Raw genomic sequence first — 18,631 nt, forward strand, 5'->3', positions numbered from 1 at the left:
TACCGTTTACGGCCCAGGAGTATGCGGACATGGAGCGTCTGGAGGAAGAGCTGCGGACAGGAAAGCTGTCGGAGAGAAGCCGCGGCTGGCTGGAATTTGCGAACATTCCCGCAAACCTGATGGCGGCGCAGCTTGACCCGCTGCCGGTGGTGAATATCCGTAACGTTCACCTTTACCAGTGTGACCACCGGGGAATGCCCGTTGCCCTCATCAACCAGGAGGGGCAGACAGAGTGGAAAGCCGAAGTGGACCCGTGGGGAAATGTGCTTTTCGAAGACAACCCGCATAATATTGAACAGCCGCTGAGGTTACCGGGACAGTGGTATGATGAGGAGTCGGGGCTGCACTATAACCGGCACCGGTATTATGATCCAGAGCAGGGGCGATATATCACACAGGATCCGATTGGGCTGGTTGGGGGATGGAACCCTTATCTTTATCCGTTAAATCCTGTCACAAATACTGACCCTCTGGGGTTAGAAGCGGTTCTTCCTGGTCCGTTCCCCTTCCCAATTCCATTGCCAAAAAGTCCTGTACAGCAGGAAGCAGATGCAAGTGCAGCAAAAACATTGACAAAATGGTGGAAAAACTTTGGAGATGCCATTAATAATCCACCACCTCCAGGTAATTGTTCTAATGATTATTATGAGCATCTGAAAAATCAAAAAGAAGCTATTTGCAACCAAAAAAGAAAGTGTTACCCAACCGATAGTTGTGAAATTATACTTCAGAAAGGTGTGAATGGTCTTGCTTGTGTATCAACAAGGAATAACATTATGAATCAATGTTTTAATGGAGGTGATTTGCGGCATCAGCTTGAAAGAGAAACGGTCAGGGGAACTATGATGTCATGTACTACATTGGCTGTAATAAAAGGATGTTTATAAATGGGAAAAGACGAGATCATAGATTATATTCAGAAAACGTTTTCTGAATATCCAGATTATTTGAAAAATGGGGTCGTTGATGAAGACAACATTGCATATTGCCATGACGCTATAAAGCTTTTTTCTGGAAAGAGTTGGATTGAATTAATGGCTAGTGATCTTTACCATTCTGAAGATGCTGTCATTTGTCTCACTAAACCAGCATTTTCATATTATATTGCAGCCTATTTAAAACTTTTTATTGAAAGTTATTACGAAGCTGATGCTTTAGTGGATACTATTTTAAATATGCTCACTCCTCCTGTTAAAAATGGTATCCCCAGCACTACTTGGATAGTAAAAAATCTTGATTGCTTTAGTTGTAATAAAAAGGCTATTATATCTTTTACATTTCAATATTTATGTAATGAATATAATGATCAAAATACTGAAAAGGCGTTAAATATATATTGGGGACAGTATCTGAATGAATCATTGCTTATTAAAAATGTACATAACTCTAAAAATAAATGTAAATCACAGTAAGACAGAACCAAGCAGAAATCGTGGGCGTGGTTCGTGTCTTGACGGAGGGTGTAGCGTACCAGATCACAGCGAGCGGCATCAAAGCCTGTCACGCTCTAAATAGCTGCGCCTAATACCGATACACTTTTGCCTGCCCATGTTGTCCTTCCGGGAATGGGCTGGTAGTTTCCATAAAATAACGAACCTTTTTCAGCAACTGCCACATTGAACGGCACTGATGATTACGGGTTATTGTGTCATGAAGTGCCTGCCATAACCGCTCAACGTGGTTCACCCACGGTGAGTAAACCGGCTGATAAATGCCCCTGAATTTTGGATTCGCTTTCAGCCAGCGCTGTGTTTCATGGCTTTTATGGATAATGTCGTTATCCACGATGAGCGTGATAGTTTTTGCCCGGCGATATGTGGCTTTAAGATTTTTCAGCAGGCTGATGAACAGCGTCGAACTATTGCTGTTGCCGCCCACGTAGCTGACTTTGCCCGTTCCGCAGTGCTCCGGCCAGATAGTATCTTTCGTTCTGTCCCGGCGTCACCACACGTTTTTGCTGCCCGCGTAGCTGCCAGTCCGCACCGATTTCAGGATTAAGATGGATATCCACCTCATCTTCATAAAATACCGGATACTCTGCGCTGCATTCGTCCAGTGCTTTGTGGATTGCCGCCATCTTTTCATCCTTATGCGGATCACGGATGCACAGAGTTGGCGCGCCCCTTCGCCACACAAGCCCCGCAGACGGCAACCAGCGGCGAACGGTTCCGGCATGTAACTGGCAGCCGGTTATCTCATTGATTTTTATTGCCCGAAGTTCTGTACTCCAGCGTGAACGCTGGTAGCCAAAATCACCGGAAGCATGTTTTACCAGCTCACGTAGTAACGTGCAGATATGCTCAAAAGGCCAGCGACGGGTTCGTCCGGCAGGTAATAATTTGAGTACTGCAACACCCGACAGCGTGAACCCGTTAATCCAGCATCCGATGGAGGAACGGGCACAGCAGAGCGTTCTGGCAACGTCGCTGACGCGGTCACCCCGGTGCAGCATCAGCATGGCAGTCAGCCTGCGGGCATGATTTTTATCACGCGTTTTATGGATAGTTTCTGCATCAGGCGTCTTTCGCCACGGGGAATAGGTGCTATGATCGACACCGCTCAGTCCGGTTGATGGTTTTGGTTAGTTTGGCGATTGAAAAGACTCGCACAATCCGGACTGAGTTCACTCAAAGTGATCTACTATTCCGCGCAGCTATTTAGAGGTGATTAAGAAACCAGGTGAAGGTACTTATGTTGGAACAGTGCTTTTCACTTACTCTAACGGTAAAGCGATGGCCGTTGATTTGCAATGATAATTGTGAGTGGAAAATCTACTCCTGCACCAGGAAACGCAGCGTCAGTATGCTGAGTATGCACTGACCTCGGCCTAGACCCCGGGCAGGCAGTTCCGGAACTAAAAACTTTCCAGGAACCGCAGGGCGGTTCACTAATCCTCATAGCTCTGACGTTGTTTGAAAATTGCGCACTTAAATCACCAAAATCAATTCCTGCTTGCAGCTTTCCAAAATGGGCCTATAGTTGGGCCCGCAGTGATGGTTGATTATGTTATATGTTTTTTTTCAAAAGGTTAGAGTCTGAAGTAGAATTCTGCACGACCCACCAATGTAAAAGAGGGCGCTGGCGGCGCCTTTTTGCTATGCGCAGAAATTAACGATTCGAACCTGCTTGCCTGATGGCGCGTTGCTTATCAGGCCTACGTCTTCTTGCAGGCCGGATTATACGTGAGTCGCCATCCGGCAATTCATCTCATGTCACGCGGTTAATGACGAAATCAACCTCTCAAGCGCGGGTGTCGCCTGCTGTCGGTCATACACCATGTATAAATCAGCCGGGATCCGTTCTTCTAACGGACGGAATACCACACCAGGCCAGTTCATCTGCGCATAACTATCCGCAATCAAGGTAATGCCAATGCCCATGCTGACCATCGCCAGCACCGTTTGCGGCTCCATAACTTCACGGATAATCATCGGCGAAAATCCGGCACTCTGGCAGACCCGCTGCAAAAAAGCCCAGTCGGTATGAATGGATGGCATCGTGACAAAGTATTCATTGCGTAATGCCTCAAGCGGCACCGCTTCATGGGAAGTCAGCAGGTGTTCTTCCGGCATCGCCACCAGAAAAGAGGACTCATGCAAGCGTAAACTGGAAAACCCTGGCGCAGGTTCAATCGCCATTCGCCAGATACCGGCATCCAGTTCACGCCTTTCCAGCATTGCCATCTGCATCGCGGGCATATTTTCGCGAAACAAGACCTCCACGTTAGGGTTTTCTTTGATGAAATGTCGCATCACCGGGCGCATCTTCCCCCACATTGCGGTCCCAATCACGCCCAGTTCAATTCTGCCTGCCTCACCACGGCCAATCTGCTCTACTCTCGCCAGTACCTGATTCGCACTGGAGAGCAGACGCCGTGACTCCTCCATCAGGATTTTCCCCGCATGCGTCAATGCCACACTGCGGGAATGACGGATAAACAGCAGCGTACCGAGCTCCTGTTCAAGCTCTTTGATATGAAGACTCAGTGGGGGTTGCGACATATTCAGGCGGACAGCAGCGCGTCCAAAATGCAATTCTTCCGCGACAGCCAGAAAATAACGCAGTAGCTTCAGATCGATACGGTGCGTGCGTTCCATGTGTAGTCCGCTCCAGCAGCAAGATAATGCGCCAAACTACCACATTGCATTGCAAAACGGGAAACGGCGGACATGCCCTGTCCGCCGCTGATGCGATCTAATGGGCCAGTGACTTCTGTACTCGTCTTTCAGGCTCATGTTTATATTTAAAACAGAGCGCGAAAATCACCGCCAGCGCGAACGCATATGCCGCAAAAACCAGCCAGATCGTTTGCCAGTCTTTTACGCCATCCACAGAGAAGTAATCAACCGCCATACCACTGAGAATCGACCCTACCCACGCTCCGACACCATTGACCATCGTCATAAACAACCCCTGGGCGCTGGCACGAATTCTTGCGTCCACTTCCTGCTCAACAAATACCGAACCTGAAATGTTAAAGAAGTCGAAAGCACAGCCATACACGATCATCGACATCAGCAGCAGGACAAATCCTGCTGGCGACGGGTCGCCGAACGCAAAGAAGCCAAAGCGCAACGTCCATGCCAACATGCTCATCAACATGACCGTTTTGATACCAAAGCGTTTAAGAAAGAAGGGAATCGTCAGAATAAAGCCCACTTCCGCCATCTGCGAAACGGATAGCAAAATCGAAGGATATTTCACCACAAAGCTGTCGGCGAATGCCGGATTACGGGCAAAATCATGCAGGAAAGGATTACCGAAAACGTTGGTGATCTGCAACACCGCGCCCAGCATCATGGCAAACAGAAAGAAAATCGCCATGCGCGGATTTTTAAACAGCACAAAAGCATCCAGCCCCAGCTTGCTGGCAAGCGAGGCCGTTGTTTTCTTCTCAGCCACCGGAATCTTAGGCAGCGTGAACGCATACACCGCCAGCAGCAGTGACGCGCCAGAGGCAATGTAGAGCTGTGCGCTGCTCAACTCCAGGCCCATCAGACTGACCGTCCACATGGCGACGATAAAACCGATTGTGCCAAACACGCGAATGGGGGGAAATGCCGTCGCCGGATCCTGACCGGACTGTGCCAGGCAAGCATATGAAACACTGTTTGAGAGGGAAATGGTTGGCATATAGGCCATCGCATTGATCAACATCACCCAGAACATGGTATTCGGGTCAGTCACCGTTGTCGCATAAAGCAATACGCCTGCACAAATCAGATGACATAGCATGTAGGCCCGTTCCGCGCGTAACCACTTGTCGGCGATAATCCCCATAATGCCCGGCATAACGATCGCCGCCAGCCCTTTAGAACTGTACACCATACCTACGTTCGCACCGGTAAAACCGAGCGTATTGATCATGTATGAACCCAGGGTGACCAGCCAGCTTCCCCAGATAAAATATTGCATAAACGACATGATCTTTAATCGGGACGCCATACTCATTTTTCTGTTCCTTGCCGTAGGGTACAACCCCCGCCGGGAAGCGGGGTGATTATTATTATGTGCTTCAGGCCAGCTTGCGCAGGAACCCGCAAATCAGGTTGATAAAGTTCTGTCGGGAAAGCTCAGCGGCTGCCAGGGTTTGCGCATGGGAGAGTTTTACATCCCCCAGCCCCTCCGCCAGGTTTGTGATCGCGGAGACGGCAACCACTTTCAGCCCACAATGACGCGCCGAGATCACTTCAGGCACCACCGACATTCCCACTACATCCCCCCCGATAATCTGCATCATGCGGATCTCGGCGGCAGTTTCAAAGTTTGGCCCGGGATAGGACACAAACACGCCTTCGCTGAGGGGAAAGCCCTCCTCGGAGGCAACAGTCTGTAAAATCGCGCGATAATCGGTATCGTAGGCATTCGCCAGCGAGAAGAAACGTTCACCAAAACGGTCGTCGTTAGGGCCAACCATCGGCGTACCCGGCATCGTGTTGATATGATCGCTCAGCGCCACCAGGCTCCCCGGCCCTACTTCCGGACGCAGCGACCCTGCCGCGTTGGTACAAAACAACAGTTCACAGCCCAACAGTTTCATCGTGCGGACTGCGTCGGTCATGATGGTCATACCGCGTCCTTCGTAAAAATGCCCCCGTCCTTTCATACAGGCGACAGGCACCCCGGCCAGGTCGCCCAATACGAGTTCCCCCGCATGTCCGTGAACGGTACTCACCGGGAATCCGGGCAGTTTTTCATAGGAGATCGCCACAGCGTTTTCAATTTGCTCTGCCAGCGCCCCCAGGCCAGAGCCCAGGATAAAGGCCACGCGTGGCGTGAAATCTGGTTTGTGGCGACGAATAATATCCGCGCTGGTCCACGGGTTCTGGGAAAAAGGGGTTTCGGTCATAAGATGTCCTTCAAATGGGCTAATCAGATAAACAGGGCCAAAAGAGGTTATAGCGAGAGTACGCAATCGATTACCAATACTGTTTTCCCTGATGATCGATAGCCAGTCGATATTGAAAGCGCGATTTAAAACCGTGGATAAAAAAGCATATCACTGCCAGAAATGGCAGGTCAGGCTGAAGGTCTGCGTACCTTTGCCGATATGATCGTTTTACTGGCTAAAGGAACGCATGATGACAACCATCAACGTCTCAACCCCCTCCGGACAAAGCGGTAACCCCAGAGCTAAAGCCGCCTCCGGTGATAGCACCTCGGCACAAATTGCGCAGATTGCGCAAAAAATCACGCAACTGACGCAGAAGCTAAAAGATGTGGCGAATGGCAGTGGCAGCACAGAAGAGAAGCAAAAGCAGCAGGAGCTAATTCAGACGCAGATCAAAATGCTACAGGCACAACTTGCACAATTACAGCGCCAGCAGGCCAAAGAGAGTGAACAAAAGCAGGAGCAAATGCAGCTCAAAGCAGAGGGAGTAAATCATCCTTCCGATGAGCATCAGATTGACGTCTATATCTGATAAAGCGGGTCCTGCCTGCGTAACGCCGTTAACTCACCGGCCTGGGTGCGCACCACATCCCACAACGCCTGGGCCGCCGTCGACAAAGAGCGATTCTTACGCCGTGCCAGCATAAGCTGGCGCTCGACCACCGGTGTCAGCCGCTTGACCTGCAAATGGCTTCCCTGCGGCAGCGGTAGCGCCAGCGCGGGAAGGATACTGATACCAATCCCGGCTTCCACCATCGGAAAGAGCGTCGCCGGATGACCAATCTCCTGCACAATCTCCGCTTCAATGCCGAAGTGCGCAAGCGCCGCATCAATCAGCGGTCGGCTACCTGAGGCGTAATCCTGTAGTACCAGACGTTCCTGCTGGAGTTCCTGCCAGCTCACCCATTCCTCCTGCGCCAACGGATGCGACTGATGACAAAGCAGGAGGAAAGGCTCGGAAAGAACCGACTCACACTGCAAATCGCTCACCGCGCCAGGGTCAATGACGATGCCGAAATCCACTTCCCCCTGACGAATGCTTTCCAGTACCCACTGCTGCGGCCGGTCATGCAGAACAAAATCAATCGCCGGGTAGTGCTGATTACTTTGTGCAATGCACTGTGGGATCAGATGCGCGGAAATCGTCTGACTTGCCGCCACGCGAACAGTACCGGTGAGTTGCGTGCCCACCCTGCCCGCTTCCCGCAGCGTAATGTGCAGCTCATCCAGCAACCTTTCCAGCCGACCTGCCAGTTGCTGTCCCGCATCTGTCAGGACCACTTCACGGGTCGTACGATCCAGTAATTTCACCCCCGTCTGGCGCTCAAGCTCTTTGATGCTGTGGCTAACCGCCGACTGGCTCAGGCCAATGCAATCACCAGCCCGGCTAAAACTTCGTTCCTGGGCGACGGTGACAAACACTCGAAGTTGACGCAGAGAATAATTCATCGATTCAATTCATATATAGATGCAATAAATCAATTTTATTTCTCAAAATGAAAAACGCAAAATGAAGGTACTGAATTCCTGGAGTATTTATGACTATTTTTCGCATCCTCGATCCGTTTACTCTGACCCTGGTTTCGGTCGTTCTGCTGGCGTCATTCTTTCCGGCTGAAGGCGATTTTGTGCCTGTCGTTGAGGGCATTACCACCGCGGCTATCGCACTGCTGTTCTTTATGCACGGTGCTAAACTCTCACGGGAAGCCATTATCGCGGGAGGCAGCCACTGGCGATTGCATCTGTGGGTAATGTGCAGCACCTTCGTCTTGTTCCCTGTCCTCGGTGTTTTGTTTGCCTGGTGGGCGCCGGTCAACGTTGACCCGATGCTCTATACCGGATTCCTCTACCTGTGCATCCTGCCTGCCACCGTTCAGTCCGCCATTGCCTTTACGTCGCTTGCAGGGGGTAACGTCGCAGCGGCAGTCTGTTCCGCCTCCGCCTCCAGCCTGCTGGGGATTTTCCTCTCTCCGCTGTTGGTCGGTCTGGTGATGAATATTCATGGCGCAGAAGGGAGTCTGGAGCAGGTCAGCAAAATTATGCTGCAACTGCTGCTGCCGTTTGTGCTTGGTCATCTTTCGCGCCCGTTGATCGGCAAGTGGGTCGCGCGAAATAAAAAATGGATTGCGAAGACCGACCAGACCTCGATTCTGTTAGTGGTCTATTCAGCGTTCAGTGAAGCCGTTGTGAACGGCATCTGGCACAAGGTCGGCTGGGGGTCGCTGCTGTTTATCGTGGTGGTCAGTATTGTGCTGCTCGCCATCGTGATTGCGGTGAACATGTTTGTTGCGCGTAAGTGCGGCTTCAGTAAAGCGGATGAAATTACGATTGTTTTTTGTGGTTCGAAAAAGAGTCTGGCGAACGGCGTCCCCATGGCAAACATCCTTTTCCCGACCCCCGTCATAGGGATGATGCTGCTGCCATTGATGATCTTCCACCAGATCCAGTTGATGGTCTGTGCCATGCTGGCGCGGCGTTACAAACGCCAGAGTCAACAGTTGCAGGCGCAGCAGGACAACCGCGCCGCAAAGGCTTAGAGCGGGCGTTTCAGGGGTTGAACCAACTGGCTAAGCCCCTCTGTTTTAATCAGAAGTGTGATTTGCATCAGTTCACCCAGCTTGCCCGCCGGAAACTCGTCCTTACGGGCAAACCACAGTAAATACTCTTCCGGTACGTCAATCAGCCGACGTCCCTTATATTTACCAAACGGCATCACCGTATTGGCGATCTCAACAAGTTGCTCCTTTTCCATCTCAGACACCCAGCAAGCGGAGCATTTCCGCTTCGTCAATAACCTCGATGCCCAGCTCCTGCGCTTTCGCCAGCTTGGAGCCCGCCGCTTCACCCGCAATAACCAGATCGGTTTTTTTCGAGACGCTGCCCGCGACCTTAGCACCCAGTTCAACCAGCCGCGCTTTGGCATCATCACGCGACATCTGGCTCAGGCTGCCGGTCAGAACGACGGTTTTCCCGGCGAAGGGACTGTCAATTTCTTCAGCATTGATAACCACAGGTGCCGGCCAGTGAATTCCTTCCGCCAACAGTTGTGTAATCACATCCCGATTACTCTCTTCGGCAAAGAAGTTGAACACATGCGTTGCCACCACGATGCCGACATCCGGCACTTTTTGCAGTTCTTCAATGGATGCCGCTTCCAGCGCGTCCAGGGTACCAAAAAAGGACGCCAGACCCGCAGCCGTGGCTTCTCCCACTTCCCGGATGCCCAGCGCATACAGGAAACGCGCAAAGGTCGTCGCTTTCGATTTTTCCAGCGCGTCGACCACGTTTTGCGCCGATTTCGGCCCCATACGGTCCAGGCAGGTCAGTTTACCCGCCGTCAGCCTGAAGAGATCTGCTGGAGTGAGCACATACTCTTTTTCGACCAGTTGGTCGATAATCTTGTCGCCCATACCATCAACGTCCATGGCGCGGCGGGAAACGAAATGCTTGAGGGATTCTTTACGCTGCGCGCCGCAAATCAGGCCGCCGGTACAGCGGGCAACGGCTTCGCCTTCCACGCGCTCAACGTCGGAACCGCACACCGGGCAATGTGTCGGAAACTCCACCGGACGCGTCTCTTGCGGACGCTCGGAGAGCACCACATTGACCACCTGCGGAATAACGTCGCCCGCACGGCGAATCACGACTTTATCGCCAATCCGTAAGCCCAGTCGTTCAATTTCATCCGCGTTATGCAGCGTGGCATTACTCACCAGAACGCCCGCAACCTGCACCGGCTCAAGGCGCGCAACAGGGGTAATCGCCCCGGTACGCCCCACCTGAAACTCCACGTCGCGCACAAAGGTCATCTGCTCCTGCGCGGGGAATTTAAAGGCCACCGCCCAGCGCGGCGCACGCGCGACATAACCCAATTGCTCCTGAAGCGCCAGTGAGTTGACCTTGATAACCACACCGTCAATGTCGAAACCCAGTGTCGGACGGTCTTCTTCTACCTTGTGGTAGAACGCCAGTACCGCTTCCGGGGAGTCACACAGCGTAACGCGATCGCTGACCGGCAGTCCCCATGCTTTGAACTGCAACAAGCGACCCAGATGCGTGTCAGGTAACGAACCGCCCTCCAGCACACCAACGCCATAACAGAAGAAAGTAAGCGGTCGCTTCGCGGTGATTCGGGGATCTAACTGACGCAGCGATCCCGCCGCCGCGTTACGCGGGTTGGCAAACACTTTATTACCGGTGCGCTTCGCTTCTTCATTAATTTTTTCAAAGCCAGCCTGCGGCAGGAAAACCTCGCCACGCACTTCCAGACGGGCAGGAATGTTGTCGCCATGCAGCTTCAACGGAATCGCGCGGATGGTTCGTACGTTTGAAGTAATGTCTTCGCCGGTGGTGCCATCGCCACGGGTGGCAGCACTGACCAGCACACCATTTTCATACAGTATGCTGACTGCCAGTCCGTCCAGTTTCAGCTCACAGCACCAGGTCAGCTTATCGCTGCTCTTCAGACGGTCCTGCACGCGTTTGTTAAATGCCAGAAAACTCTCTTCATCAAAGACGTTGTCCAGCGACAACATGGGCACTTCATGCCGAATCTGGCTAAAAGAAGCCAATGGCGCGGCTCCCACGCGCTGCGTCGGAGAATCCGGCGTGATCAATTCCGGATGCTGCGTTTCCAGTTCACGCAGTTCGCGCATCAGGCGATCGTATTCCGCATCGGGAATTTCCGGCGCATCCATCACATGGTAAAGATACTCATGATGGCGAAGCGTGGTTCGCAGTTCTGTCAGTTGTTGTTCGATTGATTCCATATCGCACCATCAATGATAAAAAACCCCCGACAGGCGGGGGTTCAGAAAGGAAGTTGTCGTACCTTGAGTGTATCAGGCGTTCGCGTCTTTCACTTCGCGGATACGCTCCTGATACTCGCGTAGTTTTTGCGGCGTCATCATCCGACGCTGATCGTCCAGCACCACGCCGCCGACTTCATCAGCAATATGCTGTGCGGATTGCAGCATCAGTTTGAAGTTTTGCAGTTCATCACCGTAAGACGGCACCTGCATGAAAATGGTCACGCCTGGGGTAGTGAAATCGACCATTTCGGGATCAAATGTCCCCGGATTCACCATATTCGCCAGACTGAACAGAGCCGGGCCGCTACCATCCGGACTCAGATGGCGATGGAAAATATTCATATCGCCGAATTTGAAACCGGCCTGCTGGATGCTGGTCAGCAGCACTTCACCATTCAGTTCACTGCCATGATGCGCAGCAACGTTCATGATAATAACCGCTTCTTTGCGCTGCGGTTTTTCCGGCGCGGGCGTCTCTTCTGGCACCGGCTCAGGCTGCGGCTCGGCAACGGGTTCAACGGGCTGGAAAGCCTGTTGCGACGGCTGTGGCGCAGGCTGCTGAACAGGCTGAACCTGCGGCGCAGGTTGTTGTTGAACGGGCTGCTGAGGATGGACAGGCTGCTGCGCAACGGGTTGTTGCACGGGCTGTTGAACCGGTTGCTGAGGCGCAGACTGCGGTTGTTGAACCGACTGCGGCGGGCGCTGGGCATACTGCGGCTGTACCGGTGCTTCCTGCGGCGGCACGGCCGGCTGACGCGGCTGCGCAGACGCATAAGGCGGCTGGTACTGGTGTTGCGGCGACTGGCGAGGAGCCTCATGCTCCTGCGGGTTGCCGGGGGCATGATTCACGCGGTGAACACGGACTTCACCCACGCCTTCGTCTGCTTCAACGTTATCGTCATACAACTCGTCGTCGCGTTTTGATTTCATGCGTTTCAGTGGACGATCGCGGAACATAGAAGATCGTTCTTTACGGCTGGTCCAGAAACCATGTACCAGTAAAGCGATTATGGCGATCGCGCCAACAATGATTAATATCAGACGCAAATCCTGCATCATTATATTCTCTGTTGTTCTAACACCTTGCCACCACGGCAAACATTTACTCACTAAGAGTATTTGCCGATTACGTCAAGTGCAAGTGTACTCTTAACTTTCACAGCATAAAGATGAACGAAATCGTGCTTTTTGCTGTTTTTTCGAACATTTCCGAACTGTCCTGGGTGCAATAACCCGGTAAGATAGCCGCGTTCACATCGGACTTATACGAAAAGGAGCATGTCCTGACTATGGTGTCATCATCCGTCACTGCACCACGCAGCGGTTTATATTACTTCACTCAGGGGTGGAAACTGGTTTCACAACCCGGGATCCGTCGCTATGTCATTTTACCGCTACTGGTCAATATTGTGCTAATGGGCAGTGCATTCTGGTGGTTGTTCACGCAATTGGATGTCTGGATCCCCTCCTTAATGAGCCACGTCCCTGACTGGCTGCAATGGTTGAGCTATCTGCTGTGGCCTGTCGCCGTCATCTCTGTCCTGCTGGTATTCGGCTACTTTTTCTCGACGCTCGCCAACTGGATCGCCGCACCGTTTAACGGACTGCTGGCGGAACAACTGGAAGCGCGTCTGACGGGAGCCACACCGCCAGATACGGGTATTATGGGGATCATGAAAGATGTGCCGCGCATTATGAAGCGAGAATGGCAAAAACTGGCCTGGTATCTACCGCGCGCCATTATCTTACTGATTCTCTACTTTATTCCTGGGATCGGGCAAACCGTCGCGCCAGTGCTATGGTTTCTGTTCAGCGCCTGGATGCTGGCCATTCAGTATTGCGATTATCCTTTTGATAACCATAAGGTGCCGTTTAAAGAGATGCGTAATGCCCTGCGTACCCGCAAGGTCACCAATATGCAATTTGGCGCCCTGACCAGTCTGTCCACTCTGATTCCGGTGCTCAACCTTTTCATCATGCCGGTGGCCGTTTGTGGTGCGACGGCGATGTGGGTGGATTGTTATCGTGATAAACACGCGTTATGGAAATAGCGCAAAATTGTGTAAATAAGGGGTGGCTTATGCCACCTCTTATTCCATACTGATACCCATTATTTCTTCATAGCATATAGATATGCGAAATCCTTACTTCCCCATATCAGCCTGAAGGGTATGCTGGGAAGGTATCCCAATTTCATACAGTTAAGGACAGGCCATGAGTAAGATTTTTGAAGATAACTCGCTGACTATCGGTCATACGCCGCTGGTTCGACTGAACCGTATCGGTAACGGACGCATTCTGGCAAAGGTGGAATCACGTAACCCAAGCTTCAGCGTCAAATGCCGTATCGGTGCCAATATGATTTGGGATGCCGAAAAACGCGGCGTACTGAAACCAGGCGTAGAGCTGGTTGAGCCAACCAGCGGTAACACCGGTATCGCGCTGGCCTATGTGGCGGCGGCTCGTGGCTACAAACTGACGCTGACCATGCCGGAAACCATGAGTATCGAACGCCGCAAACTGCTGAAAGCGTTAGGCGCGAACCTCGTGCTCACCGAAGGCGCGAAAGGTATGAAAGGGGCGATTCAGAAAGCGGAAGAAATTGTCGCCAGCGATCCCGAGAAATACCTGCTGCTTCAGCAGTTCAGCAACCCGGCAAACCCGGAAATTCACGAGAAAACCACCGGTCCGGAGATCTGGGAAGATACTGACGGTCAGGTAGATGTCTTTATCTCCGGCGTCGGTACTGGCGGAACGTTGACAGGTGTGACGCGCTACATCAAAGGGACCAAAGGTAAAACCGACCTGATTACCGTCGCGGTAGAACCGACAGATTCACCTGTCATCACTCAGGCGCTGGCAGGAGAAGAACTGAAACCCGGCCCGCATAAAATTCAGGGTATTGGCGCGGGCTTTATTCCCGGCAACCTGGATCTGAAACTGATCGACAAAGTGGTGACTATCACCAACGAAGAAGCCATCTCTACGGCGCGTCGTCTGATGGAAGAAGAAGGTATCCTGGCAGGCATCTCTTCAGGTGCGGCTGTTGCGGCTGCGCTCAAGCTTCAGGAAGATGAAACCTTTACCAACAAGAATATTGTGGTTATCCTGCCTTCATCGGGTGAGCGTTATCTTAGCACTGCACTGTTTGCCGATCTCTTCACTGAGAAGGAACTGCAACAGTAATGCCAGCATGTTAAAAATGCGTAAAAAAGCACCTTTTCAGGTGCTTTTTTGTGGCCTGCGTCAAATTTTCACCCCGCCTGCCATTGCCTCACCCTACCAGGTCTGGTATTTAACCTGATTAATTATTTTGAAGCGCGAAATTAATCGTTACAGGAAAACTGCTGGCTGAATCGATTTTATGATTTGGTTCAAGTATTGATTTAGCGGCATAATGTTTAATGACGAGCGAAACGTCAGCGGCCAGAGGTTGACTGCAACGGATTGCGTAAAACACCTGGTGTGTCGTGCCCGTTTACGCCGGCACTAACAATACAGGCTAAAGTCAAACCGCCAGGCTAGACTTTAGTTCCACAACACTAAACCTATAAGTTGGGGAAATACAATGTTCCAGCAAGAAGTTACCATTACCGCTCCGAACGGTCTGCACACCCGCCCTGCTGCTCAGTTTGTTAAAGAAGCAAAAGGCTTCACGTCTGAGATTACTGTGACTTCCAACGGCAAAAGTGCCAGCGCGAAAAGCCTGTTTAAACTGCAAACTCTGGGTCTGACTCAGGGTACTGTCGTTACCATCTCTGCAGAAGGTGAAGACGAGCAGAAAGCCGTTGAACATCTGGTCAAGCTGATGGCGGAACTGGAATAAGTTTTTCCGGGTTCTTTTTAAAATCAGTCACAAGTAAGGTAGGGTTATGATTTCAGGCATTTTAGCATCCCCGGGTATCGCTTTCGGCAAAGCACTTTTGTTGAAAGAAGACGAAATCGTCATTGACCGGAAAAAAATTTCTGCCGACAAGGTTGATCAGGAAGTTGAACGTTTTCTGAGCGGTCGTGCCAAGGCATCTGCACAGTTAGAAGCGATCAAAACAAAAGCCGGTGAAACGTTCGGTGAAGAAAAAGAAGCCATTTTCGAAGGGCATATCATGCTGCTCGAAGATGAGGAGCTGGAGCAGGAAATCATAGCCCTGATTAAAGATAAACACATGACAGCCGATGCCGCTGCGCATGAAGTTATCGAAGGTCAGGCCACTGCCCTTGAAGAACTGGATGATGAATACCTGAAAGAACGTGCGGCTGACGTACGTGATATTGGTAAGCGTCTGCTGCGTAACATCCTGGGTCTGGCGATTATCGATCTGAGCGCAATCAAAGATGAAGTGATTCTGGTTGCCGCTGACCTGACCCCGTCTGAAACGGCACAGCTAAACCTGCAAAAGGTGCTGGGTTTCATTACTGATGCGGGCGGCCGTACTTCCCACACCTCAATTATGGCGCGTTCTCTGGAACTGCCAGCCATCGTGGGTACCGGTAACGTCACCGCTCAGGTGAAGAACGACGATTATCTGATTCTGGATGCCGTAAACAACCAGATTTACGTCAATCCAACCAACGAAGAAATTGAAAAACTGCGCGCCGTTCAGGAGCAAGTTGCCACTGAGAAAGCGGAACTGGCTAAACTGAAAGATCTGCCGGCAATCACTCTTGATGGTCATCAGGTGGAAGTGTGCGCCAACATCGGTACTGTGCGTGACGTTGAAGGTGCCGAACGCAACGGTGCGGAAGGCGTTGGTCTGTACCGTACTGAATTCCTGTTCATGGATCGCGACGCGCTACCGACGGAAGAAGAGCAGTTTGCAGCCTACAAAGCCGTTGCTGAAGCCTGTGGCTCGCAGGCAGTTATTGTCCGTACCATGGACATCGGCGGCGACAAAGAGCTGCCGTACATGAACTTCCCGAAAGAAGAAAACCCGTTCCTCGGCTGGCGTGCAATCCGTATCGCGTTGGATCGCAAAGAGATCCTGCGCGACCAGGTGCGTGCCATCCTGCGCGCGTCTGCTTTCGGTAAACTGCGTATTATGTTCCCGATGATCATCTCTGTTGAAGAAGTCCGTGCACTGCGCAAAGAGATCGAAATCTACAAACAGGAACTTAAGCTCGAAGGTAAAGCATTTGACGAATCCATCGAGATTGGCGTGATGGTGGAAACACCAGCAGCGGCGACCATTGCTCGTCATTTAGCCAAAGAAGTTGATTTCTTTAGTATCGGCACCAATGATTTAACGCAGTACACCCTGGCAGTTGACCGTGGTAATGATATGATTTCACATCTTTACCAGCCAATGTCACCATCTGTCCTCACCTTGATTAAGCAAGTTATTGATGCTTCTCATGCTGAAGGTAAATGGACTGGCATGTGTGGTGAGCTTGCAGGCGATGAACGTGCTACACTTCTGTTGCTGGGGATGGGTCTGGACGAATTCTCTATGAGCGCCATTTCTATCCCGCGCATTAAGAAGATTATCCGTAACACGAACTTCGAAGATGCGAAGGTGTTAGCAGAGCAGGCTCTTGCTCAACCAACAACGGACGAGTTAATGACGCTGGTTAACAAGTTCATTGAAGAAAAAACAATCTGCTAATCCACGAGATGCGGCCCAATTTACTGCTTAGGAGAAGATCATGGGGTTGTTCGATAAACTGAAATCTCTGGTTTCTGATGATAAGAAAGACACCGGAACTATTGAGATTGTTGCTCCGCTCTCTGGCGAGATCGTCAACATCGAAGACGTGCCGGATGTAGTTTTTGCTGAAAAAATCGTTGGTGATGGCATCGCTATCAAACCAACCGGAAACAAGATGGTTGCGCCTGTTGATGGCACCATCGGCAAAATCTTTGAGACCAACCATGCGTTCTCAATCGAATCCGATAGCGGTATCGAACTGTTTGTTCACTTCGGTATCGACACCGTTGAACTGAAAGGCGAAGGCTTCAAGCGCATCGCTGAAGAAGGTCAGCGCGTGAAAGTAGGCGACCCGGTTATTGAATTCGATCTGCCGCTGCTGGAAGAAAAAGCCAAGTCTACACTGACTCCGGTTGTCATCTCCAACATGGACGAAATCAAAGAACTGATCAAACTGTCCGGTAGCGTGACTGTGGGTGAAACCCCGGTTATCCGCATCAAGAAGTAATTCTTGCCGCAGGGAAAAATGGCGCCTTCTGGCGCCATTTTTTTATCTACCGGATGGCAAAACCTGCCTGATGGCGCTGCGCTTATCAGGCCTACACGTTTTTTCACCACGGAGTTGGGCTATCCGGCATCGTTGCCGCGGTCATAATGGCGAAGTCACCGGACGATAGCACTTTTCACGCATCAGGATTTTCATCCCTTCCGGCCCGCTCTCCAGCATCCGCTTTTCTGAATCTGAAACCAGCAGTTCACACTGATAGCCGCCCGTAATACCAAACATTGCGCGTGCCACGCAGATATCTTCCAGCGCGTCTAAACCACTGGTCTCGAAATGCCCGACCACACGCCCCTGCTGACGGATAACCAGCCGATAGCTCTTCATCATCGCGTCTCCCCTGCCGGAGGCAGTATTAGTTCGTCGCAACCGCATTGCTGCGTCCAGGTCATCACTTCCAGCACGCGCTCTGCGGCACATTGCGTCGCCACGGTCAGTGCTTTACCTACAACAATGCCGCTTATCAATTCGGCGCAAAACAGATCGCCCGTTCCTTTCAAATCGGTTTTTACGCGGGGATGTTCAATGACATCCACTGATCCGGCGGTCACCACCGCCACGTTGATGGTCTCGCTGGTTTGCCCTGGCGCGCTGGTGATCACTATCCACTGCAACGTATCGGTAAGCAGCGACCTTGCCGCTACAACGGCGTCGTCCAGCGTCTGGCACGGCATACCGCTTAACATCTCCAGCTCGAAGACATTCGGCGTTAACCCTTGCGCCAGCGGCAACAGATGGTGACGATAGGCCTCTGGTATCTCGGCTTTTACATACATACCGCTGTCAGTATCGCCAATGACGGGATCGACCAGAACACAGACATCAGGGCGCGATTCACGAATGCTTTTCAGCCACTGCGCCAGCAGCGCGATTTGCTCCGCGCTCCCCATATAACCGGTCGTCACCGCTTTCAGTTCACGCAACGCGTCGCGCTCGCTTAAGGCCTGCAAATAGCCGTGGAACCAGTCGGCAGGAATAACCCCCCCATAGAACGTTTCATAGTGAGGCGTATTGCTGAACAACACCGTTGGCACCGCCGTCACCCGTAAACCTTTTGCTTTGATAGCAGGGACGGCAATACTGTTGCCTACACTGCCGTACACCACCTGCGACTGAACGGCGACAATGTCGGTCTGTAACGCCCGATGTTTATCGTCGAAGAGCACTGACTGAATATCATTATCCTGCTCCATTAACTCCTCCTCTCACTGGACAGCGGGCTGTC

At 51.7% G+C, this 18,631-nt stretch carries 18 protein-coding genes and 1 pseudogene; 9 read left to right on the plus strand and 10 right to left on the minus strand.

The window, feature by feature from the left end; all coding sequences use genetic code 11:
• A partial coding sequence (locus WB371_RS17125) for an RHS repeat-associated core domain-containing protein (RefSeq protein WP_336221242.1) occupies window positions 1-887 on the plus strand: 887 nt, incomplete at its 5' end.
• Window positions 888-1,412: a hypothetical protein gene (locus WB371_RS17130; protein WP_336221243.1), complete on the plus strand. Its 525-nt coding sequence runs from the start codon at window positions 888-890 to the stop codon at window positions 1,410-1,412.
• A gap of 109 nt (window positions 1,413-1,521) precedes the next feature.
• Here WB371_RS17130 and WB371_RS17135 read toward each other — a convergent pair.
• From WB371_RS17135 to xapA, 4 genes and pseudogenes are all read right to left on the minus strand, one after another.
• Window positions 1,522-2,514: pseudogene (locus WB371_RS17135) on the minus strand (IS630 family transposase).
• 698 nt (window positions 2,515-3,212) lie between these two features.
• Window positions 3,213-4,097, minus strand: a complete 885-nt coding sequence (locus WB371_RS17140) for a LysR family transcriptional regulator (protein WP_336221244.1) — start codon at window positions 4,095-4,097, stop codon at window positions 3,213-3,215.
• Between the two features lie 97 nt (window positions 4,098-4,194).
• A complete protein-coding gene (locus tag WB371_RS17145; protein WP_336221245.1) occupies window positions 4,195-5,451 on the minus strand; it encodes a nucleoside permease in 1,257 nt (418 codons plus the stop codon).
• Between the two features lie 64 nt (window positions 5,452-5,515).
• Entirely contained in the window at window positions 5,516-6,349 is an 834-nt protein-coding gene (gene xapA, locus WB371_RS17150) for a xanthosine phosphorylase (RefSeq protein WP_336221246.1), read from the minus strand.
• Window positions 6,350-6,581: 232 nt separating this feature from the next.
• Here xapA and WB371_RS17155 point away from each other — a divergent pair, with 232 nt between their 5' ends.
• The gene (locus WB371_RS17155) at window positions 6,582-6,923 is read left to right on the plus strand and encodes a FlxA-like family protein (protein ID WP_336221352.1); all 342 of its coding nucleotides are present in this window, start codon (window positions 6,582-6,584) and stop codon (window positions 6,921-6,923) included.
• Here the strand turns inward: WB371_RS17155 and WB371_RS17160 are convergent.
• Window positions 6,914-7,840 (minus strand): LysR family transcriptional regulator, encoded by a 927-nt coding sequence (locus WB371_RS17160; RefSeq protein ID WP_336221247.1) that lies wholly within the window; start codon window positions 7,838-7,840, stop codon window positions 6,914-6,916. The two genes, WB371_RS17155 and WB371_RS17160, sit on opposite strands and share 10 nt — an antisense overlap.
• Before the next feature lie 89 nt (window positions 7,841-7,929).
• Between WB371_RS17160 and WB371_RS17165 the strand changes: the two genes are divergently transcribed.
• On the plus strand, window positions 7,930-8,928 hold the full coding sequence (locus WB371_RS17165) for a bile acid:sodium symporter family protein (protein ID WP_336221248.1): 999 nt from the start codon (window positions 7,930-7,932) through the stop codon (window positions 8,926-8,928).
• Here WB371_RS17165 and WB371_RS17170 read toward each other — a convergent pair.
• The 3 genes from WB371_RS17170 to zipA all read right to left on the minus strand — a co-directional run bounded on the left by WB371_RS17170 (window position 8,925) and on the right by zipA (window position 12,261).
• Window positions 8,925-9,143: a DUF3820 family protein gene (locus WB371_RS17170; protein WP_042317684.1), complete on the minus strand. Its 219-nt coding sequence runs from the start codon at window positions 9,141-9,143 to the stop codon at window positions 8,925-8,927. The genes WB371_RS17165 and WB371_RS17170 overlap by 4 nt on opposite strands.
• Before the next feature lies 1 nt (window position 9,144).
• The gene (ligA, locus tag WB371_RS17175) at window positions 9,145-11,160 is read right to left on the minus strand and encodes an NAD-dependent DNA ligase LigA (RefSeq protein WP_336221249.1); all 2,016 of its coding nucleotides are present in this window, start codon (window positions 11,158-11,160) and stop codon (window positions 9,145-9,147) included.
• A 72-nt stretch (window positions 11,161-11,232) separates the two neighbouring features.
• A complete protein-coding gene (gene zipA, locus WB371_RS17180; protein ID WP_336221250.1) occupies window positions 11,233-12,261 on the minus strand; it encodes a cell division protein ZipA in 1,029 nt (342 codons plus the stop codon).
• 230 nt (window positions 12,262-12,491) lie between these two features.
• On the opposite strand from zipA, the gene cysZ reads away from it, so the two are divergent.
• The 5 genes from cysZ to crr all read left to right on the plus strand — a co-directional run bounded on the left by cysZ (window position 12,492) and on the right by crr (window position 17,352).
• Entirely contained in the window at window positions 12,492-13,253 is a 762-nt protein-coding gene (gene cysZ, locus WB371_RS17185) for a sulfate transporter CysZ (protein ID WP_336221251.1), read from the plus strand.
• A gap of 163 nt (window positions 13,254-13,416) precedes the next feature.
• A complete protein-coding gene (gene cysK, locus WB371_RS17190; RefSeq protein ID WP_336221252.1) occupies window positions 13,417-14,388 on the plus strand; it encodes a cysteine synthase A in 972 nt (323 codons plus the stop codon).
• 382 nt (window positions 14,389-14,770) lie between these two features.
• Window positions 14,771-15,028 (plus strand): phosphocarrier protein Hpr, encoded by a 258-nt coding sequence (ptsH, locus tag WB371_RS17195; protein ID WP_000487600.1) that lies wholly within the window; start codon window positions 14,771-14,773, stop codon window positions 15,026-15,028.
• A 46-nt stretch (window positions 15,029-15,074) separates the two neighbouring features.
• Window positions 15,075-16,802, plus strand: coding sequence for a phosphoenolpyruvate-protein phosphotransferase PtsI (gene ptsI, locus WB371_RS17200; RefSeq protein WP_336221253.1), 1,728 nt, complete (start codon window positions 15,075-15,077; stop codon window positions 16,800-16,802).
• A gap of 40 nt (window positions 16,803-16,842) precedes the next feature.
• Window positions 16,843-17,352: a PTS glucose transporter subunit IIA gene (gene crr, locus WB371_RS17205; protein ID WP_000522253.1), complete on the plus strand. Its 510-nt coding sequence runs from the start codon at window positions 16,843-16,845 to the stop codon at window positions 17,350-17,352.
• Between the two features lie 141 nt (window positions 17,353-17,493).
• Here crr and WB371_RS17210 read toward each other — a convergent pair whose 3' ends face one another.
• Both WB371_RS17210 and pdxK read right to left on the minus strand, forming a co-directional pair.
• Window positions 17,494-17,733, minus strand: coding sequence for a cytoplasmic protein (locus tag WB371_RS17210; RefSeq protein ID WP_336221353.1), 240 nt, complete (start codon window positions 17,731-17,733; stop codon window positions 17,494-17,496).
• Window positions 17,733-18,599 carry a pyridoxine/pyridoxal/pyridoxamine kinase gene (pdxK, locus tag WB371_RS17215; RefSeq protein ID WP_336221254.1) on the minus strand — a complete coding sequence of 289 codons (867 nt, stop codon included), beginning with the start codon at window positions 18,597-18,599 and terminating at the stop codon, window positions 17,733-17,735. The genes WB371_RS17210 and pdxK overlap by 1 nt, the downstream gene beginning before the upstream one ends.
• Between the last annotated feature and the right edge of the window lie 32 nt (window positions 18,600-18,631).

The organism is Citrobacter amalonaticus, assembly GCF_037053465.1.
Classification (GTDB): Bacteria; Pseudomonadota; Gammaproteobacteria; order Enterobacterales; family Enterobacteriaceae; genus Citrobacter_A; species Citrobacter_A amalonaticus_H.

What these genes read in the sequence shown, in the direction of transcription:
- WB371_RS17130 (WP_336221243.1), top strand. Translation starts at nt 888, where the DNA reads ATGGGAAAAGACGAGATCATAGATTATATTCAGAAAACGTTTTCTGAA.
- WB371_RS17140 (WP_336221244.1), bottom strand. Translation starts at nt 4,097, where the DNA reads ATGGAACGCACGCACCGTATCGATCTGAAGCTACTGCGTTATTTTCTG.
- WB371_RS17145 (WP_336221245.1), bottom strand. Translation starts at nt 5,451, where the DNA reads ATGAGTATGGCGTCCCGATTAAAGATCATGTCGTTTATGCAATATTTT.
- xapA (WP_336221246.1), bottom strand. Translation starts at nt 6,349, where the DNA reads ATGACCGAAACCCCTTTTTCCCAGAACCCGTGGACCAGCGCGGATATT.
- WB371_RS17155 (WP_336221352.1), top strand. Translation starts at nt 6,582, where the DNA reads ATGACAACCATCAACGTCTCAACCCCCTCCGGACAAAGCGGTAACCCC.
- WB371_RS17160 (WP_336221247.1), bottom strand. Translation starts at nt 7,840, where the DNA reads ATGAATTATTCTCTGCGTCAACTTCGAGTGTTTGTCACCGTCGCCCAG.
- WB371_RS17165 (WP_336221248.1), top strand. Translation starts at nt 7,930, where the DNA reads ATGACTATTTTTCGCATCCTCGATCCGTTTACTCTGACCCTGGTTTCG.
- WB371_RS17170 (WP_042317684.1), bottom strand. Translation starts at nt 9,143, where the DNA reads ATGGAAAAGGAGCAACTTGTTGAGATCGCCAATACGGTGATGCCGTTT.
- ligA (WP_336221249.1), bottom strand. Translation starts at nt 11,160, where the DNA reads ATGGAATCAATCGAACAACAACTGACAGAACTGCGAACCACGCTTCGC.
- zipA (WP_336221250.1), bottom strand. Translation starts at nt 12,261, where the DNA reads ATGATGCAGGATTTGCGTCTGATATTAATCATTGTTGGCGCGATCGCC.
- cysZ (WP_336221251.1), top strand. Translation starts at nt 12,492, where the DNA reads ATGGTGTCATCATCCGTCACTGCACCACGCAGCGGTTTATATTACTTC.
- cysK (WP_336221252.1), top strand. Translation starts at nt 13,417, where the DNA reads ATGAGTAAGATTTTTGAAGATAACTCGCTGACTATCGGTCATACGCCG.
- ptsH (WP_000487600.1), top strand. Translation starts at nt 14,771, where the DNA reads ATGTTCCAGCAAGAAGTTACCATTACCGCTCCGAACGGTCTGCACACC.
- ptsI (WP_336221253.1), top strand. Translation starts at nt 15,075, where the DNA reads ATGATTTCAGGCATTTTAGCATCCCCGGGTATCGCTTTCGGCAAAGCA.
- crr (WP_000522253.1), top strand. Translation starts at nt 16,843, where the DNA reads ATGGGGTTGTTCGATAAACTGAAATCTCTGGTTTCTGATGATAAGAAA.
- WB371_RS17210 (WP_336221353.1), bottom strand. Translation starts at nt 17,733, where the DNA reads ATGAAGAGCTATCGGCTGGTTATCCGTCAGCAGGGGCGTGTGGTCGGG.
- pdxK (WP_336221254.1), bottom strand. Translation starts at nt 18,599, where the DNA reads ATGGAGCAGGATAATGATATTCAGTCAGTGCTCTTCGACGATAAACAT.